Consider the following 21971-nt stretch of genomic DNA (forward strand, 5'->3'; position numbering starts at 1 on the left):
GGTCAGTCCTCCTGGCCGGCGGCGGCCATCGATGCGCGAATCTGCGCGACCGCGTTGTCCACTTTGATCTTCAGCAGGCCTTCCCCGATCTTCGCACTGGCCTTGGTCGGGTCGCCGCTGACCCCGCTCCCCTGGAATCCACCGTTCATGGCAAACTTGTCCGGCCGGAGCAACTTGGCGTTGACATACATCAGCTCGGAGGTGTCCAGCATCCCGGCGTGGCTTCCGATCTGATCACTCGCGAAGCCCTGTCCGTTGAGCCACTTCCGCATGTCCTCGCCGGCCTTGGTGTAGTAGTCGCCGATGAAGTGGACCCGCGCGCTCCCCGCCCACTCGGCATTGAGCGCGGTCGCGACATCGGACATTCCGCGCTGGTTGCCGCCGGAGTCGCCAATGAGGATGATGTGCGTAAATCCTCCTGCCTTAAGGCTTTTGGCGGTGTGGGTGAGAAGTTCCTTGAAGCGGTCCTCCGGCAAGGTGATCGTCCCGGCCATCGCCATGTGCCCGCGGGGGTTTTCCCACGATCCCTCGGGGACATACGTGATGATAGGGGCCACGAGTGCCTTGCCGACCGCTCGGGCGATCTTCTCGGTTGTCCAGGTGAGGACGTACTTGTGCTCGCCCATCACCATGTGCGGCCCCTTCTGCTCCTGACCGGCGGTGCCGACGATAACGGTGCGCGTACCGGCCTTCTGCAAGTCGCGGATCTCGTCCCAGGTCAGGTCCTCGAGGAAGACCGTATCCGGGGGGCGTTGGGCGGTGGCCGTCGCCGCGCCGAGCGAGGCGAGGGTGGCAAGCAGGAGGGGCAGTCGCATGGAGGTGGGCCGTAGGGTCGCCGGAACATGCACCGCGGCACGCCGCGGTTCCAGCGGCGACGCGGGCGTTCAATGCGCGGTCGCGCTGGCCTTCGCGCCCGCCGCGCATGCTGGGGCGAGAGGTGGCGCGCGTGCAACATTTCGCCCTACGGAGTCCGATTGCGCCGCGTGCTCAAAGCTCGCACGGGGCGTTCTGGCAACTCGTCCGGGGACAGTGGGTCAGGGGGGGCTCGAGTATCGCGCATGTGCTTGGCGGTCGCGCGCGGGCTCGCCCTGGGTCAGGCGATTGTGGCTGCCCACGTGGAGCGGTACCGGTAAGCCCCGGCGAAACCCGGGGACCACGGGAGCGTATGCCCGCCCACCCTTGCCGTTGCGGCCGGGATATGGGCTCTCTCCTGGAGTGGATCAATGACGGGTCGAAGATCGCGGTGGCGTCTGGTCCGGCGGGTGTTGTCGTTAGGTGTGCTGCTGCTCCTGCTGGCCGCCGTGACCGCGTACGTTCGCTCAACCAACGAGTGCCCGCCGGCGACGGCTGTCGGAACGCGCACCCCGATGGGGGCATGGATCCACTGCGAGTTTGGTGGCCCCGAGGTCCTGCGACGGGTGGAGCTCGAGCGACCGACACCATCGGACAGCCAGCTCCTGGTGCGGGTGGTCGCGGCATCGGTCAATCCGGCGGACTGGCATGGGATGCGTGGCTCACCCCTGATCGCACGCATCGCGATGGGTTGGCGCGTGCCGACCGAGGTTCGGTTCGGGACCGACTTCGCCGGCGTGGTGGAGGCGGCGGGCCCGGCGGCCACGAGATTCCAGCCCGGCGACTCGGTGTTCGGTGCGCGGACCGGTGCGCTCGCAGAATACGTGCTGGTCCGTCACGACCGGGTGGCGCGAAAGCCGGCGACCATGACGCTGGACGAAGCCGCGGCCATCCCGGTGGCGGCGATCACTGCCCTGCAGGGGGTTCGCGACCAGGGCGGAGTCCGCGCGGGACACCGGGTGCTGGTCAACGGCGCATCGGGAGGGGTGGGCACGTTCGCCGTCCAGATCGCGAAATCGCTCGGCGCGACGGTGACCGGGGTAAGCAGCACGCGCAATGTCGAGCTGGTACGCTCGATCGGTGCCGACCGCACCATCGACTACACCGCGACCAACTTCACCCTCGATTCGGCGCGTTACGACGTCATTGTCGACAACGTCGGCAACCACTCCCTTGGCGACCTCGCCCGCGTCCTCGCGCCAACAGGGCGGTACGTGATGATTGGTGGTCCGTCGGGTGCCGTGCTCGATCCGTTGCCGCGGGTCGCCGCCACGGTACTGCGGACGAAGTTCTCGGACCGCTCGTGGCAGTTCTTCATTGCCCAAGTGAATGGACCGGACCTCGACACGCTCGCCGCCCTCGCTGCGGGTGGGAAGCTCAGGTCCGTCATCGACCGCAAGTTCTCGTTTCTGGATGCGCCCGAAGCCGTCCGGTACGTCGAGACAGGGCGGGCCCGGGGGAAGGTGGTGGTGACTGTGCCGTAGGGGCGGAGAGGGGATGGGGCGAGATTGCCCGCTGCCTGTGCTCCGGCCGCTGCCTTACTTTCCGGCAGCACCAATCCGACGCTTTCAGACAGGCATGACCGACACCTCCCGCGTACCCGTCATCGTTGCCGCAGCCCGTACTCCCATTGGGAAGTACCTCGGCGGCCTTTCGTCCCTTTCGGCGCCCGAGCTTGGGGCCATCGCCATTCGCGAGGCCCTGCGGCGCTCGGGCATCCCCGGTGACCAAGTCCAAGAGGTCATCATGGGTCACGTCCTACAGGGGGGCACCGGCCAGGCGCCTGCCCGGCAAGCGATGCTCAAGGCCGGGGTTCCGGCGACGGTATCGGCGCTGACCGTCAACAAGGTCTGCGGTTCAGGGCTGAAGGCGGTCATGCTGGCCGCCCAGTCGATCAAGGCCGGGGACGCGCAGGTGGTGATTGCCGGTGGCCAGGAGTCGATGTCCAACGCGCCGCATTACCTCTACGGGTACCGCAACGGGATCAAGCTGGGCGACCAGTCGATCGTCGACGGGATGATCCGAGACGGGCTGTGGTGCGCGACCTGCAACGTGCATATGGGTGGGCATGCGGAGTACACGGCGCGCGAGGGTGCCGTCACCCGGGGGCGCCAAGACGAGTTTTCGGTCGCCTCGCACCAGAAGGCGGTTGCCGCCCAGGGGGCGGGGAAGTTCGCCACCGAAATCGTCGCGGTGGAAATCCCCGGCAAGAAGGGGCCGACGGTGGTGGCCGCGGACGAGGGGCCGCGCGCGGATACGACGCTGGACTCGTTAGGTAAGCTGCGACCGGCGTTTCCGTCGAAGGACGCGACCGACCTGTCGGTGACGGCGGGGAACGCGTCCACGCTCAACGATGGTGGTGCGGCACTGGTGGTCACGTCGCTCGCCTACGCGCAGGCCCACGGGCTGGCCGTGCTGGGACGGATCGACAACTACGCGACCGGCGCCGGCAACCCGCAGGAGTTGTTCTTCGCCCCGGTGACCGCGGTGACGAACCTCATGAAGAAGGACGGCACCTCCATTGGCGACTATGGCCTGATTGAGGCGAATGAGGCCTTTGCCTCGCAAGCGCTTGCCGACGGCGACGCCCTCGGGTGGGACTGGGACCGCGTAAACGTCAATGGCGGCGCCATCGCTCTGGGGCATCCCATTGGCGCCAGCGGCGCGCGGGTCCTCATCACCCTCCTGCACGCGATGGCGGACCGGGGGGCTGGACGTGGCCTGGCGACGCTCTGCCTCGGCGGCGGGGATGCGGTCGCCCTCTCCGTGTCGCGCGTCGCGTAGTCAGGCGTGACCCTTCCCACGGCTCCAGCCACCGGCCCAGCGCCGACTGGTGCCGGTAGCGCTCCGGCGCCAGTTCGCCTCGGCGTCTTTCTGCTCGCCGGTGCCGTGGCGCTTCTCGCGAGCCGTCTGGTGCAAGCCGCGTTGCCCGCCGAGCTGAACGTCGGTGGGGCATCGCTCCCGGTCTTCTTTTTGGCCATGACCGTGACGGTCGGGATCGCGCACGTGGTCACGCTGGCCACTGTCGATCGGCGGGGGTGGGGCGTGGTGGGGCTCGGCCAGGTCGCGTGGCAGTGGCGTCGCGTGATCATGGGGTTGGGTCTTGGTGCGATTGCGGTGGGTGGGCCGTCGTTGCTCCTGCTCGCGGCCGGGTGGCTCGAGGTGGTCCCGGCGGCACCGGGGAACTGGGCCCAGGCGGCGGCGTTGACCCTGTTGACGCTCCTTCCTGCCGCCCTTTGGGAAGAACTCGCGACCCGCGGCTACCTCCTGACGGTCCTGCGCGAGTGGCTGGGGGCGCGTCGCGCCATTGTGGCAACGAGCGCGTTGTTCGGGGCACTGCATCTGGAGAACGCCGGCGCGACGTGGCAGTCGGTCGCCCTGGTCACGCTCGCGGGAATCTTTCTTGGGAGCATCCGGGTGGCGTTTGACAGCCTGCCTGCCGCGTGGGCCGCGCACGTGGCGTGGAACTTCGTCATGGCGGGGTTGCTGCACACCGCGGTGAGCGGCGTTGGGCTGGGGAGCCCAAACTATCGAGTGATTGACGCGGGGCCGGACTGGGCGACGGGTGGCTCGTGGGGCCCCGAGGCCGGCCTGGTCACCGGGGTCGGGCTGTTGGTTGGTATCTACATCATGCTGCGACGGGGACGTCGCGGAGTGCAAGGAACATGAGTGAGACAATCGCCGTGATTGGCGCGGGGCAGATGGGGAACGGGATCGCGCATGTGTTCGCCCAGGGTGGCCACCCGGTGACCATGTTCGACGTGTCGGCCGAAGCGCTCGCGCGTGGCCGAGCGACGATCGAGAAGAACATGGACCGCCAGGTGAAGAAGGGTTCGCTCGACGTCGCGGCAAGGGACGCGGCGCTCGCCCGCCTCGCCACGTCGACGGAGCTCGGCGCGGTTGCTGGCGCCGCGCTCGTGGTGGAGGCGGCCACGGAGAACCAGGCGCTCAAGCTGAAGATCTTCGCCGACCTCGATCGCATGGCCGACGCCGGGGCCGTGCTGGCGACGAACACGAGCTCGATCTCGATCACGACGATTGCGGCGGTCACCAAGCGCCCGGCGGACGTGATCGGGATGCACTTCATGAACCCGGTGCCGGTAATGCAGCTGGTCGAGGTGATTCGTGGCTTGGCGACCAGCGACGAGACGACGGCACGGGTGATGGCCTGGTCCACGGCCCTTGGCAAGGTGCCGGTGGAGGTGGCCGACTTTCCCGGGTTTGTGGCCAACCGGATCCTTATGCCGATGATCAACGAGGCGCTGTATTGCCTCATGGAGGGGGTGGGGACGGCGGAGGCCATCGACACGGTGATGAAGCTCGGGATGAACCACCCGATGGGTCCACTGGCCCTGGCGGACCTGATCGGGTTGGACACCTGCCTGTCGATCCTCGAGGTGTTGCACTCGGGGCTTGGGGATCCGAAGTACCGGCCCTGTCCGCTGTTGCGGAAGTATGTGGCCGCGGGATGGTTGGGTAGGAAGAGTGGTCGAGGGATCTACACGTATTGAGCTGATCGCTGGGGATCCCGGCTGATTCTGGCTAGGTCGCCCCTGCGTGTGATTGCTGCCGGAGGCACACATCGAACTGCCGTCTGCCGTAAGTGTTTGTGTTTTGGTGCTCGTTCCTCGCTTCCCTGATCTCGCATGTCCTGGGCATTGATCCCGTTGAGTGAAGAGCAGAAGGCCATTCAGTTGATGGCGCGCCAGTTCGCGCGCGCGGAGGTGGCGCCTCATGCGGACCGGTGGGATCGCGAGGGCGGGTTTGACCGCGACATTGTCTCGAAATTGGCCGAGCTGGGCTTTCTGGGGATGATGATCCCGGAAGCGCTGGACGGGCTGGGGCTCGACACCTGCACGTACCTCGTCGCGCTCGAGGAGATCGCGGCGGCGGACGCATCGGCGGCGGTCCTCATGAGCGTGCACAACTCCCTGCCGACGCAGATGATCCTGCGCTACGGCAGTGACGCCCAGCGCGAGGGATTCCTGCGCAAGATGGCCCGCGGCGAGTGGCTGGGAGCATTCGCCCTTTCCGAGCCTGACGCCGGTTCTGACGCGGCTTCGCTCCGGTCGCAGGCCGTCCGTGATGGTGACCACTATGTGCTCAACGGCGTGAAGTCGTGGGTCTCCCATGGCTCCATGGCCGACGTCATCCTCTGCATGGCGCGGACCGATACCGCGGACGAGCGCAAGGGCGCGCGCGGGATCAGCACCTTCATCCTGACGCCCGACATGGCCGGCTTCGGGGTGGGGAAGAAGGAAGACAAAATGGGGCTGCGCGGTGATCCCACCGTTCAGCTGATCCTGGACAACGTGCGGGTTCCCGTGGCGAACCTCCTTGGAGAGGAGGGGATGGGATTCATCTATGCCATGCAGTCACTCGAGAACGGCCGCCTCGGCATTGCGGCGCAAGCGGTCGGCATCGCCCGGGCAGCCCTCGAGCACTCGGTGGCGTATGCGGCGGAGCGCAAGCAGTTCGGCAAGCCGATCAAGGAATTCCAGGCGATCCAGTTCAAGCTGGCCGACATGGCGACGCGCATCACCTCTGCGCGAGCCCTGCTCTACGCGGCGGCATCGGCCAAGGATCGTGGCGAACCGATCACGCAGTTTGCCTCGATGGCCAAGTTGCAGGCGACGGAGACGGCGATGTGGGTGACCACGCAGGCCGTCCAGATCTTCGGCGGATACGGCTACGTGAAGGAGTATCCGGTGGAAAAGTTGTTCCGGGACGCGAAGGTGACCGAGATCTACGAGGGGACCTCGGAGATCCAACGTATCGTGATTGCCCGGGAGTTGTACGCACGTTCCTGAGTGGGTTCACCCTGACATCCCGTTCCAGTGAAGAGCTTCGAGATCATTGCCGAGATGGGCCACGAACAGCTGGTCCTTTGCCACGACAAGGCCAGCGGCTACCGTGGCATCATTGCCATCCACGACACGACCCTGGGCCCCGCCCTGGGGGGCACGCGCTTCTGGCAGTACGCCACCGACGATGAGGCGATCGTGGACGCCCTTCGCCTGTCGCGAGGGATGACCTACAAGAACGCAGTCGCCGGCCTGAATCTCGGCGGCGGCAAGGCGGTCATTATCGGCGACAACCGCATGATGAAGCGCGAGATGATCTTCCGCGCGCATGGGCGCTTTGTGGAGTCGCTCGGGGGACGCTACGTCACGGCGGAAGATGTGGGGACATCCACGGCGGACATGGACTTCGTCCACATGGAGACGGACTATGTGGCGGGGCTGGCCACACGATCCGGCGACCCGTCGCCGGTGACGGCACGCGGCGTGTTCCGCGCGATCCAGGCCTGCGCACGCCAGCGTTGGGGGTCGGACTCGGTCGCGGGCAAGACGGTCGCGGTGCAGGGGCTTGGGCATGTCGGCTACTACCTCTGCAAGGAACTGCACACGCACGAGGCGCAGCTGGTCGTGACCGACATCGATCCGGCGCGCGTGAAGCGGGCGGTTGATGAGTTCGGCGCCCGTGCGGTCGAGCTGGACCAGATCTACGCCGTCCCTGCCGACATCTTCAGCCCGTGCGCCCTGGGCGGCATCCTCAATGATGACACGATCCCCAAGCTCAAGGTGGAAGTTGTCGCGGGTGCGGCGAACAACCAGCTTCTGGAGGAACGCCACGGCGATGCCCTCGAAGCTCGGGGCTTGCTGTACGCCCCGGACTACGTGGCCAATGCCGGCGGTGTGATCAACGTCTACAGTGAGTTGGCCGGCTGGACCTCACAGCGGGCGCTGCGCAAGGCCGACGAGATCTACGAGACCACGCTCGGTGTGTTCGAGATCGCGAAGGAAACCGGGGTGCCGACGTACGTCGCGGCCGACCGACTGGCCGAACGCCGACTGCAGGCGGTCGGTGGGCTCGTACGCACCTGGCCGCAGTGGCCGCGCAAGAGCTGACCATGGCCGAGCGCATCCCCATTGCCTCCGACCACGCCGGCTTCGAGCTCAAGGAGAAGCTGGCGGCGCACCTCGCGGCGTTAGGCTTCGAGGTGGAGAACCTGGGCACGGCGTCGGAGGCGTCCACGGACTATCCCGATTATGCCCACCCGCTCGCTCGCGAGGTGTCCGGCGGCCAGGCCCGTCGTGGGGTGTTGCTCTGCGGGACGGGCCTCGGGATGTCCTACACGGCCAATCGGTATCCCCACGTCCGGGCCGCCGTGGCATGGACACCTGAGGTCGCGGAACTGGCGCGTCGGCACAATGACGCCAACGTCCTCGTCCTCCCCGCACGGTTTGTGTCCGAAGAGTCTGCGCGGCAGATTCTGGAGACTTGGCTCAAGACCCCGTTCGACGGCGGACGCCACGAACGGCGCGTCGAGAAGATTGAACGCCCCGAGGAGACCCCTGAGGAGACCCCATGAGTGGATCGATGAGTGGCTGGAATCGCTGGGATCGTCGTCCCCCCGGACAGGCCTTGCAGGACGCCGACCCGGAGATCGCGCGCTTGATCGAGGAAGAGACGGCGCGGCAGTCGCATGGTATCGAGTTGATCGCCAGTGAGAACTTCGTCTCACCGGCGGTGCTCGAGGCCATGGGGTCGCCACTCACCAACAAGTACGCCGAGGGCCTCCCGGGAAAGCGCTACTACGGGGGCTGCGAGGTGGTGGACCAGGTGGAGAACCTGGCGATCAGTCGCGTCAAGGAGTTGTTCGGGTGCGACCACGCCAACGTACAGCCGCACTCGGGGGCCTCGGCCAACAGTGCGGTCGCGATGGCGTTCCTCAAGCCCGGTGACACCCTCCTCGGCCAGGACCTCTCCCAGGGTGGGCACCTGACCCATGGCTCCCCGGTGAATTGCTCGGGGCTCATGTATCGGGCGGTGCACTACGGCGTCACCGACCAGGGATTTCTCGATTACGACATGCTGCGTGACGTGGCGCGTCGAGAACGTCCGCGGATGATCATCGCCGGTGCGAGCGCGTACCCTCGCACGATCGACTTCCCCGCGTTTGCGGAGATCGCAAGGAAGTGGGCGCGATCTTCATGGTGGACATGGCGCACATCGCTGGTCTGGTCGCGACGGGCCACCATCCGTCACCGATCCCGCATGCCGATGTCGTCACCTCAACGACGCACAAGACGCTGCGCGGGCCGCGAGGTGGGTTGATTCTCTGCAAGGCCGAACATGCCAAGGTCGTGGACAAGGCCGTGTTCCCCGGCTCCCAGGGCGGGCCGCTCGAGCACGTCATTGCGGCCAAGGCGGTCGCGTTCCGCGAGGCGTTGGCCCCCTCATTCAAGACCTACTGCGGCCAGGTTGTTGCGAACGCCCAGGCGTTGGCGGGAGCATTGACGGCGCGTGGTTACCAGCTCGTCTCCGGCGGTACCGACAATCACCTCATGCTCGTTGACCTGCGCAACAAGGGGCTCACCGGAAAGTTGGCGGAGCAGGTCCTCGACAAGGCCGCGATCACGGTCAACAAGAACACCGTGCCGCGGGAGACGCAGTCGCCCTTTGTCACGAGCGGTGTCCGCATCGGGACGCCGGCGGCCACCACGCGGGGGATGAAGGAGCCCGAGATGCAGCGCATCGCGGCGCTGATCGATCGCGTCCTGATGGCGCCGGAAGATCCGTCGGTGCACGCCGCGGTTCGGGCCGACGTGAGGGCGCTGACGGAGGCGTTCCCTCTGTACCTGTAAAGGGGTGCGTGCCGGGTCTGGGACGCTCCCAGCCCCAGCCCGGCTAACGACGCGTGGGTTCCTGCTTCCAGAACGCGATGCCGGACGCCTGCTGGCCCACGTCGGCGGTGCCGACTTTCTTGCGGTTGGCCAGGTCGAACACGTCCACCTTCCCGGGCTGGGCGCCCACGCCTTCGGAGGAGACGAAGGCGTACTTCGAGTCCTTGCTGACGGCGACGCCGTGGCCAATCGTCGTGCTCAGCTTCTCGCGGTAGACGGACTGTCCCGACGCCAGGTCAATCATCTCGAAGCCCGCGCCCTTCTTCAGCGTCACGAGGAGGTACTTCCCGTCCGGCGTCACCGCGAGGTTGTACGGGCCGACCCCGGTCGAGAAACGCCGCGTGATCTTCCAGGTGGAGGCATCGACCTCGAAGACCTGGTCCACCTTGTTGCACGTGACGTACACCATCGACCCGGTGGCGGCGGGCTGGGCCCAGGTGGGCGAACAGGTGGAGGTCATCGAGGCGCCGTGCCCTTCGCTGTTGTCGACCTTGTGGTCCATGGCGTGGCCGGCGTGGGCGGTGGCCTGCAGGTCGACCAGTCCTTCCTTGCCCTTGGCGAGCGAGAACTTCGCCGTCACCTCGTAGGTGCGGGTGTCCAGCTCAACGAGCATGTCGTCCATCATGCAGCCGGAGTAGTGCTTTGTCCCCGTCGCGTTGAACCGCGATCCGTGGGGCATGGTGCACGTCACCGTTTGTGCGACCTCGGTGTTGGTCGGGGTGAACACCACCGAGATGCTGGAGGGCACCATCTCGCCGTGGAGGTTGAAGTTCGCCGAGAAGGTGTAGAGCCCGTCCGGGGACACGTCGATCGAGGCGGGGAACCATCCCAGTTGGATCGCCGGGCCCACCAGCGTGTCAGGGCCGAGGTCGAACTTCCACAACCGGCCGTCCGGCGTCCCATGGCCCGTGGTCATGTACAACCACTTGCCGTCGGGCGAGATCTGCAGGCCGTGGGGGCCCTCCATCTCCGTCGCCTCAACCCCGATCGGGATCGACTTCTCGACTCGCGTGCCCTCAGGCCCAAAGCGCACGCGGTGAATCAAGTCTGCAGACTCCGCGCCGACGTACACCCAGTAGTTCTGTGTGGGTCCCGTTACGGGCGGCGTGGTCGTCTCCTTGCGGACATCCTGGCGCTTGGGCCGCGGGGGGACAGACCGCACCTGGGCGAGGGCGGTGCTGGCGCTGAGCACAACAGCCAGCGCGGCGAGGGAACGACTCAGGCCTCGAGACATGGGCATCTCCGTGAATCCGGGGCGGCACAGGGCCGCCGGGGGGCGTGCCATGCGTCGACCTCGGGAACCTAACCCGAGGTTCACTCACACGGCGAGGGGCCGCTCACGTGCGCGCACTTATTCCTTTTCGCGCACCCGGCCCTCGGCGACGACGCGAAAGCGGCCGTCCCCGCGCGGGACGAATTTGTACGCCATCTCGAAGGCGAAGGGTTCCTGGCCCGGTCCGGACGCGGCCGCGAACAGCTCGGAGTGCAGGTTGAGGCGCAGGGTGTCGCCGCTACCCTGAAAGACCTCCGTGGCACGAATCACATAGCCACTCTTCGCAGCCGTGCACCGAGGGGCGCGCTGGTCACCATCGCGCACGGGGTTGCAGGCGCCCTGGACGGTACCGGCCTGGCGCAGGGCCTCGCCTAACGCTTGCGGCAGGGAATCGCCGCCCTCCGTTCCGGCACCGCGGGGCAACCGCCGCTCGTGAATCACCAGGTACAGGTCCGGGCCTACATCAAACGCCGCACGGACCGCGGCTTCGTACACGGCGACCTGTGCGGGGAGCGATAGCTCCGCCACCGGGAGTCCCGCGGACCGTGATTGATCTGCCGGCGGGGCCGGGGCGTCGCAGGACACCACGCCGATCGCGAGGCAGGCAAGGACCGGCCTTGTACAGCGCCGGCCCGCCGACGCCCCCGCCCAGGCGGACACGAACGTCAGGCGAAGGTACTCTTGACCACGAACCAGACGTTCGCGGGACGTTCTGCGAGGCGGCGCATGTACCACGGGAACCAGTTCGTTCCGTACGAGATCAGGCAGCGGACGCCAACGTTGTCGGCCGTCAGGGCGCGCTGCTCGGCGCTGCGGATGCCGTAGAGCATGTGCACCTCGAACTGCTCCCGCGTCAGCTGCATCGAACGGGCACGACCCACCAACCGGTGCACGACGTTCATGTCGTGGGTCCCGAAGATGGGCAGGGCCTTCCCCTCCTTTGATGCGGCCAGCAGGGTCTCGCCCAGCTCAACGAACGCGGCATCCGTGTCCGCCTTCTTCGGGAAGGCCACGTTCGCGGGTTCCGCGTACGCTCCCTTCACCAGCCTAACGACCGGCTGAAGGGGCATCAGGCGCTCCAGGTCTTTCGGCGTGCGGTACAGGTACGCCTGCATCGCCAACCCGGTCTTGGGGTATACCGACTTGACGCGCTCATACAGGTCCAGCGTCCGGTCGACATAGGAGGAGTCTTCCATGTCCATCCAGATAAACGCCCCGTGCTCCTGGGCGGCCTGCGCCAGGACCTCCAGTTGTCGGCCACATTCGGCCACGCTGTTATCCAGCCCGAGCTGGGTCGGCTTGATCGAGATGACCGTGGAGAGTCCACGTCGTGCAATCTCGGCCATCGCGCCGATGTAGTGCTCTCGGACGCTGTCGGTGTTCGTTTCCCCGGTCAGGGTTTCACCAAGCCGCGTGATGATGCTCCCGATCTTTCCGTTCTGGAGGGTCGTCGCGGCGCCGAGGGCGTCGTTCAGTTCTTCGCCGGGCATGAACTTGCGGACGGCGCGCCTGGCAAAGGCACGTTGGGTCATCTGGCGGGCGAGCCAGGGACTCTTGGACGCACGCAGCAGGAGGTTACGGGCGATGGACATGGATTGAGCGCGAGGTAGGCGCTGCGGCCGAATCTCCACTCGCCGCAGGGGTGCGTGAAGCTAACGCCGCACCCGGGGCCTCACCAATTGCCGCGGCCTACCCGCAGCGCGCGATCACGCGGCGCCCCAGCCCGCGCAGCGCCTGCGGCACCGGGCCGCCCGACGGCACAGGAAAGCTCGTCGCGCGCGATCGGTCCGGAGTCCAATCCACCCCGGTCGTCACGTTGCCGTCGGCGTCCCACGTATAGCCGCGTTGCACGCCGTTCCGGGTGCGTACGAACTCCACCCGCGTGATTCCCCCCGTGTCAGGTCGCGAGCGCGCGAAGACCACCAGGGAGCTCCCGTCGGGCAATCGTCCCTGGATCCTTCGCCGTTCCTGGCCGCTCGGGGTCACGCCCAGGAGACACGCGGGGCGCGCGCCCACCCAGCCAGCCAGGGGGCAGCGGGGCGCTGCGTCTTCAGGCCGGGCCGACAGGCCGGACGCGGCGTCGCGCACATCGCGGGGAAGGCCTAACGATCCCAGCGCACTGTCGACGGCCGCGAAGACGCGGTCCCGGGGGCCGGCAAAGGTGCGCGCCTGGCCCGGGGGGGCCCCCCGGGGGGGGGGGGGGGAGCCCGGGGGGGGGGGGGGGGGGGTGTGCGGGGGGGGGGGGGGGGGAGCGTCGCGCCGAGGAGCAGCAGCAGGAGCGGCGCCGCACGGGTCACGGCAGCTCCAGCAGTTGCTTGCCGATTGCGGTGCGCAGCAGGTTCTCTAGCCCGCCCGTGCTCCCGCACATGACCGGGGAGTTCGAGGTGCCCGAGTTGTCCTGCGCGCTGCCCACGAGGGCGATGCGGAGGCGGGTGGATCCCTCGTCGCCGGGATCCATGAGGAGGAGGAGCGGCATCTGCACGCGGTGTGTGTCCGCCCGCGGGCCTGTCATGTTGGACCCGCACTCGAGGAAGCGCGACAGCGCCTGGCCGGCCAGGTTGCGGCTGCGCACGAGCTTGGCCGCCCCCAGCATCCCGGTGGCCGAGTCCGAGACGTCGATCGGGATCATGAGGTTCTGCATCACCATCGTGGCGGCGGTGAACACTTTGCCCGGCGGCGCCTTCACCACCTGCACGTCGCCGATGGTGTCGAGCACCACCTGTGCTCCAAAAGCGGGCAGCGCCACGCGAAGCCGGCCGCGCTGCGCCTCGACGGGTGCCGACGACAACGCGAGTGCTGCGAGGAACATCCCGGTGAGACGTGTCGCGCTCATGGGGCAGGGGGCTTGGGTGGTCGCGCACCGCGTCGGGCGACGCGCGTGGCCGGAGGACCTACACCGGCATCGAGCGCACGGCGGAGCTGGCTCAGCGCCAGGCGTTGCGTACTGTCCGGCGCGAGGTTTGTTCCATCAAACGGGTCGTGCAGGAGATCGTAGAGCCCTTCCTCGCCGCGCCCATCGACGAGGTACTGGTGCGTCACGCTCAAGGCCGAGAAAAGGGAGCCCCAGGAGGTGGGCCACCCTTCGGTGCCGGTGCGCGCCCACCGATGCTTCTCGGTCATGGCCAGGACCGGCGGGCTGGTGCTGCTGGTGTCTCGCGCGGCGTCGACCAGCGAGCGACCCGGGAATCGGGACGGCTCGGAAGGAAACGAGAGTTGCGAAAGAGTGGTCGGGATGTCGCGGATGCTGACGGCTGCCGAGCTCCGTCCGACGGGGACACCGCGGGACGGGCCGACGATGACCATCGGCACATGGAGGGCTTGCCGGTAGAGGCTGCGATTGTGGCCGAGCAGGGTCGGGCCACGTTCCCCAAATTCCTCGCCGTGATCCGATGTCACGATCACGATGGTCCGATCCAACTGCCCCCGCTCGCGGAGTGACTGGAGGAGCTGCCCCAGGGCGAAATCATCGTAGGCGATCCCGCCGTCATACATGTCGCGCAGCTGGCGCAGCACGCTGGAATCGGCCGCGTTCAAGGTCTCGTCCGCCCAGTAACGCGCGCCCAGGGCCGCGAACTTCGTGTCGTATGGGGCCGGTGCCCGGTAAGGTTCGTGGGCGTCGAAGTAGTTCAGGACCGCGAGGAAGGGACGGCCCTCGTGCGTGTCCATCCAGGACAGGAAAGAGCTGTTGACGTGCTCCGCACGCCGTCGTAACAGTGTGTCATGGTTCCCGAGCGCCTGCCGCGTGAGCAGCGCCACGCGCCGGGAGAGGATCCACGTATGGGCAATCGAGCGCCAGTTGATCGGTGGCCGCGCGTCGTACCGCGAGAATCCGCGATCAATGCCGTAGTCCGGGGAGCCGTAGAACAGGTTCGCCGTCATCGCGGCCGTGGCATACCCCTTTGACGCGAAGTGCTCGGCGAGGGTCAGTTGGGTGCGATCCAGCGGGATTCGGGGCCCGGCCGTGAGCTCGTGCGGATAGTGCCCGGTAAAGATCGAGGCATGCGAGGGCAGGGACCACGGGGAGGTTGCGAACGCGCGATCGAACACCAGGCCGTGCGCGGCCAGGCTGTCGAGGACCGGCGTGGTCTGCCGCGGGTAGCCATACAGCGACATGTTCTGGGCGCGCGCGGTATCCCAGATGAGCACCAGGATGTTCGGGGCATTCTCCGTGGCGGGTGGCAAGGCGGCGTAGGTGGCCCGCTCCTCCCGGGTGCGCATCCAGGCCGGCAACACGGTGGCGCCAAGCGCGATGGTGGTCCCGATCACGATCCCCACTGAGGAGAGTCGGCCCATCGCCGCCGGCCACCGGGCAAACGCGCGTTGGACGACAACGCCGAGGCCGATCGCAAGTATCCCGGCAGACCACCAGCTTAACCCGATCGACATGGCGGTCAGCAACCCAAAGGCGCCTAGGCTGACCGTGATCCCGAGGACCGCCTGCGTCGGGGCGAATCGGCGCGGCAACACCGGGCGGAGGCCCAGGTAGAGCGCCGCGACGAGCCCAAGGCCAAACACTGCAGCGACCGGGGCCATCCAGAAGACCTCGCCCGCGACGTATCCCCCGGTGGGCAGGTGATCCAGCCGATGCCGCCGGATCGCGTTGGCGGCTTCCGCGACGCCAAAGGCCAACGCCGCAGCGAGGCTCCCACGCAGTGCCAGGCCGAGCCCCGGTTCGTCGTGCGTATGTTCGGTCATCGTCTGATGCGCGTCCGTTGCTCCGCGGCCTTCTCCACTAGGCGCCGCAGCTCCTTGATGGGTTCCGGGTTGTCGTCAACCTGCAGCCGGAGGACGACGTCATTGTGCAGCCAGACCCCGGCGTCCTTCTTGACGATCAACATGGCGGCGGATTGCATGCCGCGCGTGTCACCCCCCGCGGCCTGGCCCGCCTCCAGCGCCGCCTGCAACCTCAGGCTCAGGTGGCCGGGGGTGCGCTCGAAGGCGGCGACCATGTCGTTCACCACCGCTTCGCCCGCAAGAATGTTCCCTTGCGCCGAGCAAAACTTCCCGATCTTGTGGCCGGCCCAGGTGCTCGCCTTGGGCCCGGTGTAGGTGGCCACCTCGCCCGTCGCGCTCATCACCGAGAACTGCCGCCCGAGCTTCGTCCATTGTTCCGGTCGTGGGTCGGGATCCCCTTCCCATACGCGGCGCACGACATCGGTAGGCTTGACCCCCTGCCGCAGCAGGGCGAGGGCCTGCGGACCGTAGCTCACGTCCACGATGGCCTGGGTGGCCACCACGCCGACGCCTGCTTCGCCCCACAAGACCCCGTTGCCCACGGAGAACACGCGACTCTGCACGGCGGCCCCGACCTCACCGGTTTCCGGATCGTACCCGAGGATCGAGAAGGTGGCGACGGGCGGCCACGGGGAGCGGCACTGGGGCTCCTGGGCCGCCGAAGGGCCTAACGAAGACTGCGAGAACCAGGCCAACGAAGAGACGGCGCATGAGATCCGGGAAAGGAGGCGGAAGGGAGTCTCTCCCTCCTCGCGGCGCCGCGTCAAGCACGAGGCCGGTGGGCCGACACTTTCAGGGAGATGCGGCATTGTGCCGGACCCCCCCAATGGGCATTATACCGCCCGTTGCTCAGGCAGGACTTCGCTGGACTCACGCTGACCGACTAACCACGTGCCCGAGATTGCGTTTCGGGATGGAATCTGGGAGCAGATCCGGGCTCGAGAGGCCCGGTTCCACGAGCACGCCTACCTGTTTGTGCTGGCGGCGCTGGAGTTCCAGCAAACCCGCCTGACTGAGCGGCGACACATTGACGGTCGCGAGCTGGCGTGGGCCGTGCGGGACTTGGCGCTGGAGCGCTTTGGGGTCACGGCACGGCTCGTGCTAGAGCACTGGGGTGTGGGCTGCACCGAGGACGTCGGGGACATCGTCTTTACCATGGTCGAGCTCGGCTTGCTCATGAGCCAGCCGTCAGACTCTCGGCTGGATTTTCAGCGCGTCTTCGATTTCGATGCCGCATTTGATGGAGCGTACCCCTGGAGCGCAGCCAACCTCAGCTAGGGAAGAACCATTTTTCTTTGCGCCGGGAGGGCGCGGGTCGGGATGAACAACTTCACATCGTGTATCAAGTGCGGGAAGGGAGTGCTGCTTCCCCTGTCGGACTACGGCCGTGACGGCGCGCCCATCACCTACAAGGCCTGGGTGTGCAGCAATCCAGAATGCGGATTCAATATCCGGATTGATAACGGGGAAATCTCGTTTGGTCGGACGGTTGGGCAGTCCCAGAAGTAGGCCCAGACGGTGGAGTCCTGGGAACGCTGGCTGATCCCGGTCCTCACCGCCGACGAGTCCCGTGCGTTGGATGCGGCGGCGGTCGCGGCGGGCACCAATTCGTTTGAACTGATGCGCCGGGCAGGGGAACGCCTGGCGCATCTGCTTTTGTTCAGGGACCCCACGCTCCGCCACAAGCGCATCCAGGTGGTGGTCGGCAGCGGCAACAACGGGGGCGATGGATGGGTTGCCGCGGCAACCCTTGCTCGGGCAGGTTGCGAAGTCGCGGTGTACGGGCTCGTTCCTGTAACACCTGATGCCGCGCGGGCAAAATCGCTATGTCCCAACGACATGGCTTCGGTGGTCGAGAATCCACATGTAGTGATCGACGCCATGCTCGGCACCGGAACCCGCGGACCGATCCGCGAGGAACTCAGCGGGGGGGCCCGACTTCTTCGCTCCACGCCGTCAGCGCTGCGGGTTGCCGTGGACCTGCCCTCAGGTCTGGACGCGACCACAGGAGCTGCCGCCGATGGGTGCCTGGAGGCGGACTTGACCGTCACTTTCGGCGCGTGGAAACGAGGGCAGCTGATGCGCCGCGATTTGGTCGGGGAACTGGTCTGCCTCGACATCGGGCTGCCACGGCCCGAACGAGTGGTCCCCGGCGCAGCGGTCGAGGCCTGGTTGGCGCACGCATTGCCCGATCCTGGGGCACTCGCGACCAAACTCGAGCGGGGACGGCTAATGCTCGTGGGCGGAGGAGAGGGAATGGCCGGCGCCACCATCCTGGCAAGTCGTGGGGCCTTTGGGAGTGGGGGGGGGATGGTGCGTTGCTACGTCCATTCGTCGTCGATCAGCGCTGTCAACGCGGGCGCTCCGCAGGCAAGCTGTATTCCCTGGCCAAGCCCCGGAGCAGAGTCGAGTGCTGAGGTCGGCTGGGGGCAGGCGCTTGTGCTGGGTCCCGGGTTCGGGATTGCCGCGGCCCGCGAGCGGGTTCTGTCGTGGCTGGAGGCGTTCCCCGGTCCGGTGCTGCTGGATGCCGACGCGCTGACGGCCTTGCAGGGTCGTCTCCCGGAATTTCGGCGTCTCCTTGCAGGTCGCTGCACCCTCCTCACCCCGCATGCGGCCGAAGCCGGAAGGCTCCTGGGCATCCCCACCGCTGCGGTGAAGGCGGATCCGTTCGCCGCCGCCAGGGCGATCGCCACCCAGTCTGGAGCGGTAGTGCTCCTCAAGGGGATTCCGACCCTCGTGGACACCGGGGCTGCGTGCTTTGTCGTGCCACGTGGGGGGCCTGTCCTTGGTGTTGGCGGCAGTGGTGACCTGCTGTCCGGCATGGCGGGCGCGTTGTTGGCGCAGACCGGTGACCCTGTCGTCAGCGCGGTCGCTTCGGCCTTCGTACATGGGCGCGCCGGTGAGCTTGCGGCCGCTGAGGGTCGCTGGCGCGGCCGCACACTGGACGACGTGATCCGCGCTCTTCCCGCTGCTTGGGTTGCGGCCGACGACTCGGGTACCGAGCACGTCCTCGCGTGTCTTCCTCGGGCCGCCGCACGTGCCTGAGCACGTCGCCATGGGGCCGGGCGGTGAGTTCGACCTGATCCGACGCATGCTCGCGCGGTGGGGCGATCTCGCGGCTGCCGTTGGGGATGACACCGGGCCTGTACCAATTCCGGAGGGAGAACGGGTCGTTGTCTCCACGGATTCGTCGGTCGAAGGGGTCCACTTCCAGCGCGAGTGGATCTCGCCACGCGAGGTTGGGCGTCGCGCGACGATGGCGGCGCTGAGTGACCTGGCTGCAGCGGCGGTAACGCCGCGCGCGGTGGTGCTGACACTCGCGCTGCCCCCCGATCAGAGGTCAACCGTCGAGGACCTCGCCGACGGGGTGGGCGACGCGGTCCGCGAAGTGGGGCACGGCGCCCGTATTGTGGGGGGCGACCTCACGCGTGCCTCGCAGCTGGTGGTTGGCGTGACCGTCATCGGGAGTGGCCCTGCGCCCCTCGGACGAGCCGGCGCGCGGCCCGGGGACTCGGTCTACGTGACCGGGGTGCTCGGCGGTCCGGGCATGGCGCTCGACGCCTGGCGAGCGGGGGTGCCTCCCAGTCGTTGGGCGCGAGATCGGTTTGCGGCCCCTCGCGCTCGGGTGGCGGAAGGGCTGTGGCTGGCGGAGCGTGGCGCGGCCGCGATGATCGACATTTCGGATGGGCTCTCCAGCGAGCTGCATCACCTGGCGGCGGCGTCAGGGTGCGAGGTGCGGGTGGATCTCGCTCGGGTGCCGCGGCCGTCGGACATCGGGTGGCGCGAGGCCGTGTCGAGTGGTGAGGAATACGAGCTGCTGGTCGCCATGCGCGGGGAGGTCGACGTGAACGCGTTCGCGCGGGCGTTTGGTGTGCCGCTCACCCGGCTGGGGGTCGTTCGGGCGGCGCCGAGTGGGGGTGTTGTCGCCCTCGATGATGGCGTGCGCGTTGACCTGCCCGGTGGGCACGACCACTTTTCGAGGTAAGTGCGCACTCTTCTCGTCCTCCTCACCATCGCCGTCGCGACGCCCATCATCGGGACGGTGGTCATCGTGGCCTCCCTGCTCGGCGCGCGCGACGTTCCCGGCGGGGTGTTCGATGTGGCGCCGCGCCTGTGGGGGTGGCTTCTGTGCAAGGCCGCCGGCGTCCGTGTCGTGGTCCATCACGAGGGGCCCGCTGTGGCCGGTCCGCGCGTGTATGCGGCGAACCACGTCTCGTGGTTCGACGTGTTCAGCCTCGCCTCGGTCCTGCATCACTACAAGTTCGTAGCGAAATCCGAGCTGGAGCGGATCCCGATTTTCGGGCGCGCCATGCGTGCCGCGGGGTTCATCTTCGTGGACCGACAGAACCGCAAGGCGGCCTTCGCCGGGTATGAGACGGCGGCGGCGCGGATCCGCGAGGGCGTCTCGGTGGTGGTGCACCCGGAGGGGACACGCGGCGACAGCTACGCGCTGCGGCCGTTCAAGAAGGGGCCCTTCGTCCTCGCAATCGCGGCAGGCGTACCGGTCGTGCCAACCCTGGTCTACGGCACCCGGGAGGTTCAGCGGCGGGGCAGCCTCCGCGTTTCGCGGGGGGAGGTGCACCTGCACTTCCTGGAGCCGATACCAACCGCAGGGCTCGATTATGCGGGACGTGATGCGCTCTCGCGCGTCACCTGGGAGCGGATGGCGGCCACCCTGGAGCGGGAGTACGGCATCCCAAGTCCGGCGGGCGGTCCGCGGCCGTCCGATTCTGCAGATTACGAGCGCGGCCCGGTCTCGACGGCCGGCGGCGCGCGACTCACTACTCACTATCACCCATGTCCAGCATTCTCGATATCCAGGCGAGGGAGATCCTCGACAGCCGTGGTAACCCGACCATCGAGGTCGACGTGACCCTGCAGAGCGGCGCCGCCGGGCGGGCCGCGGTGCCCTCCGGTGCATCCACCGGGGAACACGAAGCCCTTGAGCTGAGAGACGGCGACGCGAAGCGGTACCTGGGGAAGGGGGTGACCAAGGCGGTTCGGCACGTGGTCGAGAAGATCGGCCCGGCCCTGCGTGGCCGCGATGCCCTGGACCAACTCGGGATCGACCGGGCGATGATCGAGCTGGATGGCACGCCAAACAAGGGAAAGCTGGGCGCCAACGCGATCCTTGGGGTGTCCATGGCCGTGGCGCGCGCGGCGGCGGTGCAGAGTGGGATGCCGCTCTACCGCTACCTCGGCGGCCCGATGGCGCGGACGATGCCCGTGCCGCTCATGAACATCCTGAATGGCGGGGCGCATGCGACCAACACCGTGGACTTCCAGGAGTACATGATCGTACCGGTGGGTGCGGAGACCTTTGCCGATGCGCTCCGCATGGGCGCGGAGGTCTTTCACGCCCTCAAGAAGGTGCTGGTGAAGCGAAAGCTGTCGACGGGGGTGGGCGATGAAGGGGGATTTGCGCCCGACCTGCCAAACGACGAAGAGGCGCTCAAGGTAGTGATCGAGGCGATTGAGGCCGCGGGATACGCTCCGGGCAAGGAGATCGCGCTGGCACTGGATTGCGCGGCGTCCGAGCTATTCAAGGGCAAACAGTACACGTTCAAGAAGAGCGGCGGTGGCACGCGCGATGCCCGCGGCATGGTGGAGCTGTATGCCAAGTGGCTCGAGACGTACCCGATCGTGTCCATCGAGGACGGGCTCGCCGAGGATGACTGGGAGGGCTGGGCGCTCCTCACCGCGCAGCTCGGCGACCGCTGCCAATTGGTAGGGGACGACTTGTTCGTCACCAACACCGAGCGTCTGGCGCGGGGCATCGAGGGGGGCGTGGGTAACTCGATCCTGATCAAGGTGAACCAGATCGGGACCCTCACGGAGACCCTGGAGTCGATCGAGATGGCGCGCGCCGCGGGCTATCTCTCGGTGATTTCCCACCGGAGCGGGGAGACCGAGGACACCTTCATCGCCGATCTGGCGGTCGGGACGGGGGCAGGGCAGATCAAGACGGGATCGGCGTCGCGGACCGATCGCGTGGCGAAGTACAACCAGCTCCTGCGCATCGAGGAGCAGCTTGGTGAGGCGGCCGAGTACCCGGGTGGCGCGATCTATGGCCTCTAGTCGTGCTGGCCGGCCCGCGCGCGGCGCGCGTTGGCTGGCCGGCCTCGCCGTGGTCGCGGCCCTGGTGTTTGCGGTGCAGGGCGGGGAGTACTCGTCGGTCGACTTGTTCCGTCAGCGGGCGCGGGCGGACTCCCTCCAACACGATGTGGATTCCCTGCAGCGCGACATTGATTCCTTGCGCTCGATGCAGGTGAGCTTGCGCAGCGACCCCGTGGTACAGGAGCGTATCGCGCGCGAGATGTATGGCATGGTGCGTGGCGACAAGGAGATCGTCTACCGATTTATCGACGACAGCGCGCGCGCCAAGCCTTGACTTGGGGGAGTGGGAGCCTAGATTCGGCTTT

The 21971-nt window shown here is 67.5% G+C and carries 22 protein-coding genes and 1 pseudogene; 15 read left to right on the forward strand and 8 right to left on the reverse strand.

All coding sequences use genetic code 11. The features are described from left to right. Positions 1-2: 2 nt before the first annotated feature. On the reverse strand, positions 3-815 hold the full coding sequence (locus IPK85_16200; protein ID MBK8248922.1) for a creatininase family protein: 813 nt from the start codon (positions 813-815) through the stop codon (positions 3-5). Between the two features lie 552 nt (positions 816-1367). Here IPK85_16200 and IPK85_16205 point away from each other — a divergent pair. The 8 genes and pseudogenes from IPK85_16205 to IPK85_16240 all read left to right on the forward strand — a co-directional run bounded on the left by IPK85_16205 (position 1368) and on the right by IPK85_16240 (position 9503). Beyond that, a complete protein-coding gene (locus IPK85_16205; GenBank protein ID MBK8248923.1) occupies positions 1368-2336 on the forward strand; it encodes an NAD(P)-dependent alcohol dehydrogenase in 969 nt (322 codons plus the stop codon). A 94-nt stretch (positions 2337-2430) separates the two neighbouring features. After that, positions 2431-3636 carry an acetyl-CoA C-acetyltransferase gene (locus tag IPK85_16210; GenBank protein ID MBK8248924.1) on the forward strand — a complete coding sequence of 402 codons (1206 nt, stop codon included), beginning with the start codon at positions 2431-2433 and terminating at the stop codon, positions 3634-3636. A 6-nt stretch (positions 3637-3642) separates the two neighbouring features. Beyond that, positions 3643-4521: a CPBP family intramembrane metalloprotease gene (locus IPK85_16215; protein ID MBK8248925.1), complete on the forward strand. Its 879-nt coding sequence runs from the start codon at positions 3643-3645 to the stop codon at positions 4519-4521. After that, positions 4518-5363 carry a 3-hydroxybutyryl-CoA dehydrogenase gene (locus IPK85_16220; protein MBK8248926.1) on the forward strand — a complete coding sequence of 282 codons (846 nt, stop codon included), beginning with the start codon at positions 4518-4520 and terminating at the stop codon, positions 5361-5363. The genes IPK85_16215 and IPK85_16220 overlap by 4 nt, the downstream gene beginning before the upstream one ends. A gap of 135 nt (positions 5364-5498) precedes the next feature. After that, complete coding sequence (locus IPK85_16225) at positions 5499-6662, forward strand: acyl-CoA dehydrogenase family protein (GenBank protein ID MBK8248927.1); 1164 nt, start codon at positions 5499-5501, stop codon at positions 6660-6662. A gap of 54 nt (positions 6663-6716) precedes the next feature. Continuing rightward, positions 6717-7763, forward strand: coding sequence for a Glu/Leu/Phe/Val dehydrogenase (locus tag IPK85_16230; GenBank protein ID MBK8248928.1), 1047 nt, complete (start codon positions 6717-6719; stop codon positions 7761-7763). Positions 7764-7765: 2 nt separating this feature from the next. Continuing rightward, positions 7766-8227, forward strand: a complete 462-nt coding sequence (rpiB, locus tag IPK85_16235) for a ribose 5-phosphate isomerase B (GenBank protein MBK8248929.1) — start codon at positions 7766-7768, stop codon at positions 8225-8227. A gap of 8 nt (positions 8228-8235) precedes the next feature. Then, positions 8236-9503, forward strand: a pseudogene (locus IPK85_16240) (serine hydroxymethyltransferase). A gap of 43 nt (positions 9504-9546) precedes the next feature. On the opposite strand, the gene IPK85_16245 reads toward IPK85_16240, so the two are convergent. The 7 genes from IPK85_16245 to IPK85_16275 form a co-directional block, all read right to left on the reverse strand. Then, positions 9547-10776, reverse strand: coding sequence for a YncE family protein (locus IPK85_16245; GenBank protein ID MBK8248930.1), 1230 nt, complete (start codon positions 10774-10776; stop codon positions 9547-9549). A 117-nt stretch (positions 10777-10893) separates the two neighbouring features. Then, entirely contained in the window at positions 10894-11343 is a 450-nt protein-coding gene (locus IPK85_16250; GenBank protein MBK8248931.1) for a hypothetical protein, read from the reverse strand. A 137-nt stretch (positions 11344-11480) separates the two neighbouring features. Continuing rightward, a complete protein-coding gene (locus tag IPK85_16255) occupies positions 11481-12407 on the reverse strand; it encodes a proline dehydrogenase family protein (GenBank protein ID MBK8248932.1) in 927 nt (308 codons plus the stop codon). A gap of 97 nt (positions 12408-12504) precedes the next feature. Further along, complete coding sequence (locus tag IPK85_16260) at positions 12505-12738, reverse strand: hypothetical protein (protein MBK8248933.1); 234 nt, start codon at positions 12736-12738, stop codon at positions 12505-12507. 370 nt (positions 12739-13108) lie between these two features. Then, complete coding sequence (locus IPK85_16265) at positions 13109-13648, reverse strand: hypothetical protein (GenBank protein MBK8248934.1); 540 nt, start codon at positions 13646-13648, stop codon at positions 13109-13111. After that, positions 13645-15510 carry a sulfatase-like hydrolase/transferase gene (locus IPK85_16270; protein MBK8248935.1) on the reverse strand — a complete coding sequence of 622 codons (1866 nt, stop codon included), beginning with the start codon at positions 15508-15510 and terminating at the stop codon, positions 13645-13647. The genes IPK85_16265 and IPK85_16270 overlap by 4 nt, the downstream gene beginning before the upstream one ends. After that, positions 15507-16244, reverse strand: a complete 738-nt coding sequence (locus IPK85_16275) for a DUF1028 domain-containing protein (GenBank protein ID MBK8248936.1) — start codon at positions 16242-16244, stop codon at positions 15507-15509. The genes IPK85_16270 and IPK85_16275 overlap by 4 nt, the downstream gene beginning before the upstream one ends. 196 nt (positions 16245-16440) lie before the next feature. On the opposite strand from IPK85_16275, the gene IPK85_16280 reads away from it, so the two are divergent. The 7 genes from IPK85_16280 to IPK85_16310 are packed head-to-tail and all read left to right on the forward strand — an operon-like array spanning position 16441 to position 21940. Then, positions 16441-16827 carry a hypothetical protein gene (locus tag IPK85_16280; GenBank protein ID MBK8248937.1) on the forward strand — a complete coding sequence of 129 codons (387 nt, stop codon included), beginning with the start codon at positions 16441-16443 and terminating at the stop codon, positions 16825-16827. A gap of 42 nt (positions 16828-16869) precedes the next feature. Next, positions 16870-17058 carry a hypothetical protein gene (locus tag IPK85_16285; GenBank protein MBK8248938.1) on the forward strand — a complete coding sequence of 63 codons (189 nt, stop codon included), beginning with the start codon at positions 16870-16872 and terminating at the stop codon, positions 17056-17058. Between the two features lie 9 nt (positions 17059-17067). Beyond that, the gene (locus tag IPK85_16290; GenBank protein MBK8248939.1) at positions 17068-18594 is read left to right on the forward strand and encodes an NAD(P)H-hydrate dehydratase; all 1527 of its coding nucleotides are present in this window, start codon (positions 17068-17070) and stop codon (positions 18592-18594) included. After that, on the forward strand, positions 18587-19534 hold the full coding sequence (gene thiL, locus IPK85_16295; GenBank protein ID MBK8248940.1) for a thiamine-phosphate kinase: 948 nt from the start codon (positions 18587-18589) through the stop codon (positions 19532-19534). Before IPK85_16290 ends, thiL begins: the two co-directional genes overlap by 8 nt. Continuing rightward, complete coding sequence (locus IPK85_16300) at positions 19535-20422, forward strand: 1-acyl-sn-glycerol-3-phosphate acyltransferase (GenBank protein MBK8248941.1); 888 nt, start codon at positions 19535-19537, stop codon at positions 20420-20422. Next, the gene (eno, locus tag IPK85_16305) at positions 20347-21627 is read left to right on the forward strand and encodes a phosphopyruvate hydratase (GenBank protein ID MBK8248942.1); all 1281 of its coding nucleotides are present in this window, start codon (positions 20347-20349) and stop codon (positions 21625-21627) included. Before IPK85_16300 ends, eno begins: the two co-directional genes overlap by 76 nt. Then, on the forward strand, positions 21617-21940 hold the full coding sequence (locus IPK85_16310; protein MBK8248943.1) for a septum formation initiator family protein: 324 nt from the start codon (positions 21617-21619) through the stop codon (positions 21938-21940). The genes eno and IPK85_16310 overlap by 11 nt, the downstream gene beginning before the upstream one ends. Positions 21941-21971 lie beyond the last annotated feature (31 nt).

This window comes from Gemmatimonadota bacterium, assembly GCA_016712265.1.
Lineage (GTDB): Bacteria > Gemmatimonadota > Gemmatimonadetes > Gemmatimonadales > Gemmatimonadaceae > RBC101.

What these genes read in the sequence shown, in the direction of transcription:
- IPK85_16205 (MBK8248923.1), top strand. Translation starts at nt 1,368, where the DNA reads ATGGGGGCATGGATCCACTGCGAGTTTGGTGGCCCCGAGGTCCTGCGA.
- eno (MBK8248942.1), top strand. Translation starts at nt 20,347, where the DNA reads ATGTCCAGCATTCTCGATATCCAGGCGAGGGAGATCCTCGACAGCCGT.
- IPK85_16200 (MBK8248922.1), bottom strand. Translation starts at nt 815, where the DNA reads ATGCGACTGCCCCTCCTGCTTGCCACCCTCGCCTCGCTCGGCGCGGCG.
- IPK85_16270 (MBK8248935.1), bottom strand. Translation starts at nt 15,510, where the DNA reads ATGACCGAACATACGCACGACGAACCGGGGCTCGGCCTGGCACTGCGT.
- IPK85_16265 (MBK8248934.1), bottom strand. Translation starts at nt 13,648, where the DNA reads ATGAGCGCGACACGTCTCACCGGGATGTTCCTCGCAGCACTCGCGTTG.
- IPK85_16230 (MBK8248928.1), top strand. Translation starts at nt 6,717, where the DNA reads ATGGGCCACGAACAGCTGGTCCTTTGCCACGACAAGGCCAGCGGCTAC.
- IPK85_16285 (MBK8248938.1), top strand. Translation starts at nt 16,870, where the DNA reads ATGAACAACTTCACATCGTGTATCAAGTGCGGGAAGGGAGTGCTGCTT.
- IPK85_16255 (MBK8248932.1), bottom strand. Translation starts at nt 12,407, where the DNA reads ATGTCCATCGCCCGTAACCTCCTGCTGCGTGCGTCCAAGAGTCCCTGG.
- IPK85_16225 (MBK8248927.1), top strand. Translation starts at nt 5,499, where the DNA reads ATGTCCTGGGCATTGATCCCGTTGAGTGAAGAGCAGAAGGCCATTCAG.
- IPK85_16210 (MBK8248924.1), top strand. Translation starts at nt 2,431, where the DNA reads ATGACCGACACCTCCCGCGTACCCGTCATCGTTGCCGCAGCCCGTACT.
- rpiB (MBK8248929.1), top strand. Translation starts at nt 7,766, where the DNA reads ATGGCCGAGCGCATCCCCATTGCCTCCGACCACGCCGGCTTCGAGCTC.
- IPK85_16245 (MBK8248930.1), bottom strand. Translation starts at nt 10,776, where the DNA reads ATGTCTCGAGGCCTGAGTCGTTCCCTCGCCGCGCTGGCTGTTGTGCTC.
- IPK85_16310 (MBK8248943.1), top strand. Translation starts at nt 21,617, where the DNA reads ATGGCCTCTAGTCGTGCTGGCCGGCCCGCGCGCGGCGCGCGTTGGCTG.
- IPK85_16220 (MBK8248926.1), top strand. Translation starts at nt 4,518, where the DNA reads ATGAGTGAGACAATCGCCGTGATTGGCGCGGGGCAGATGGGGAACGGG.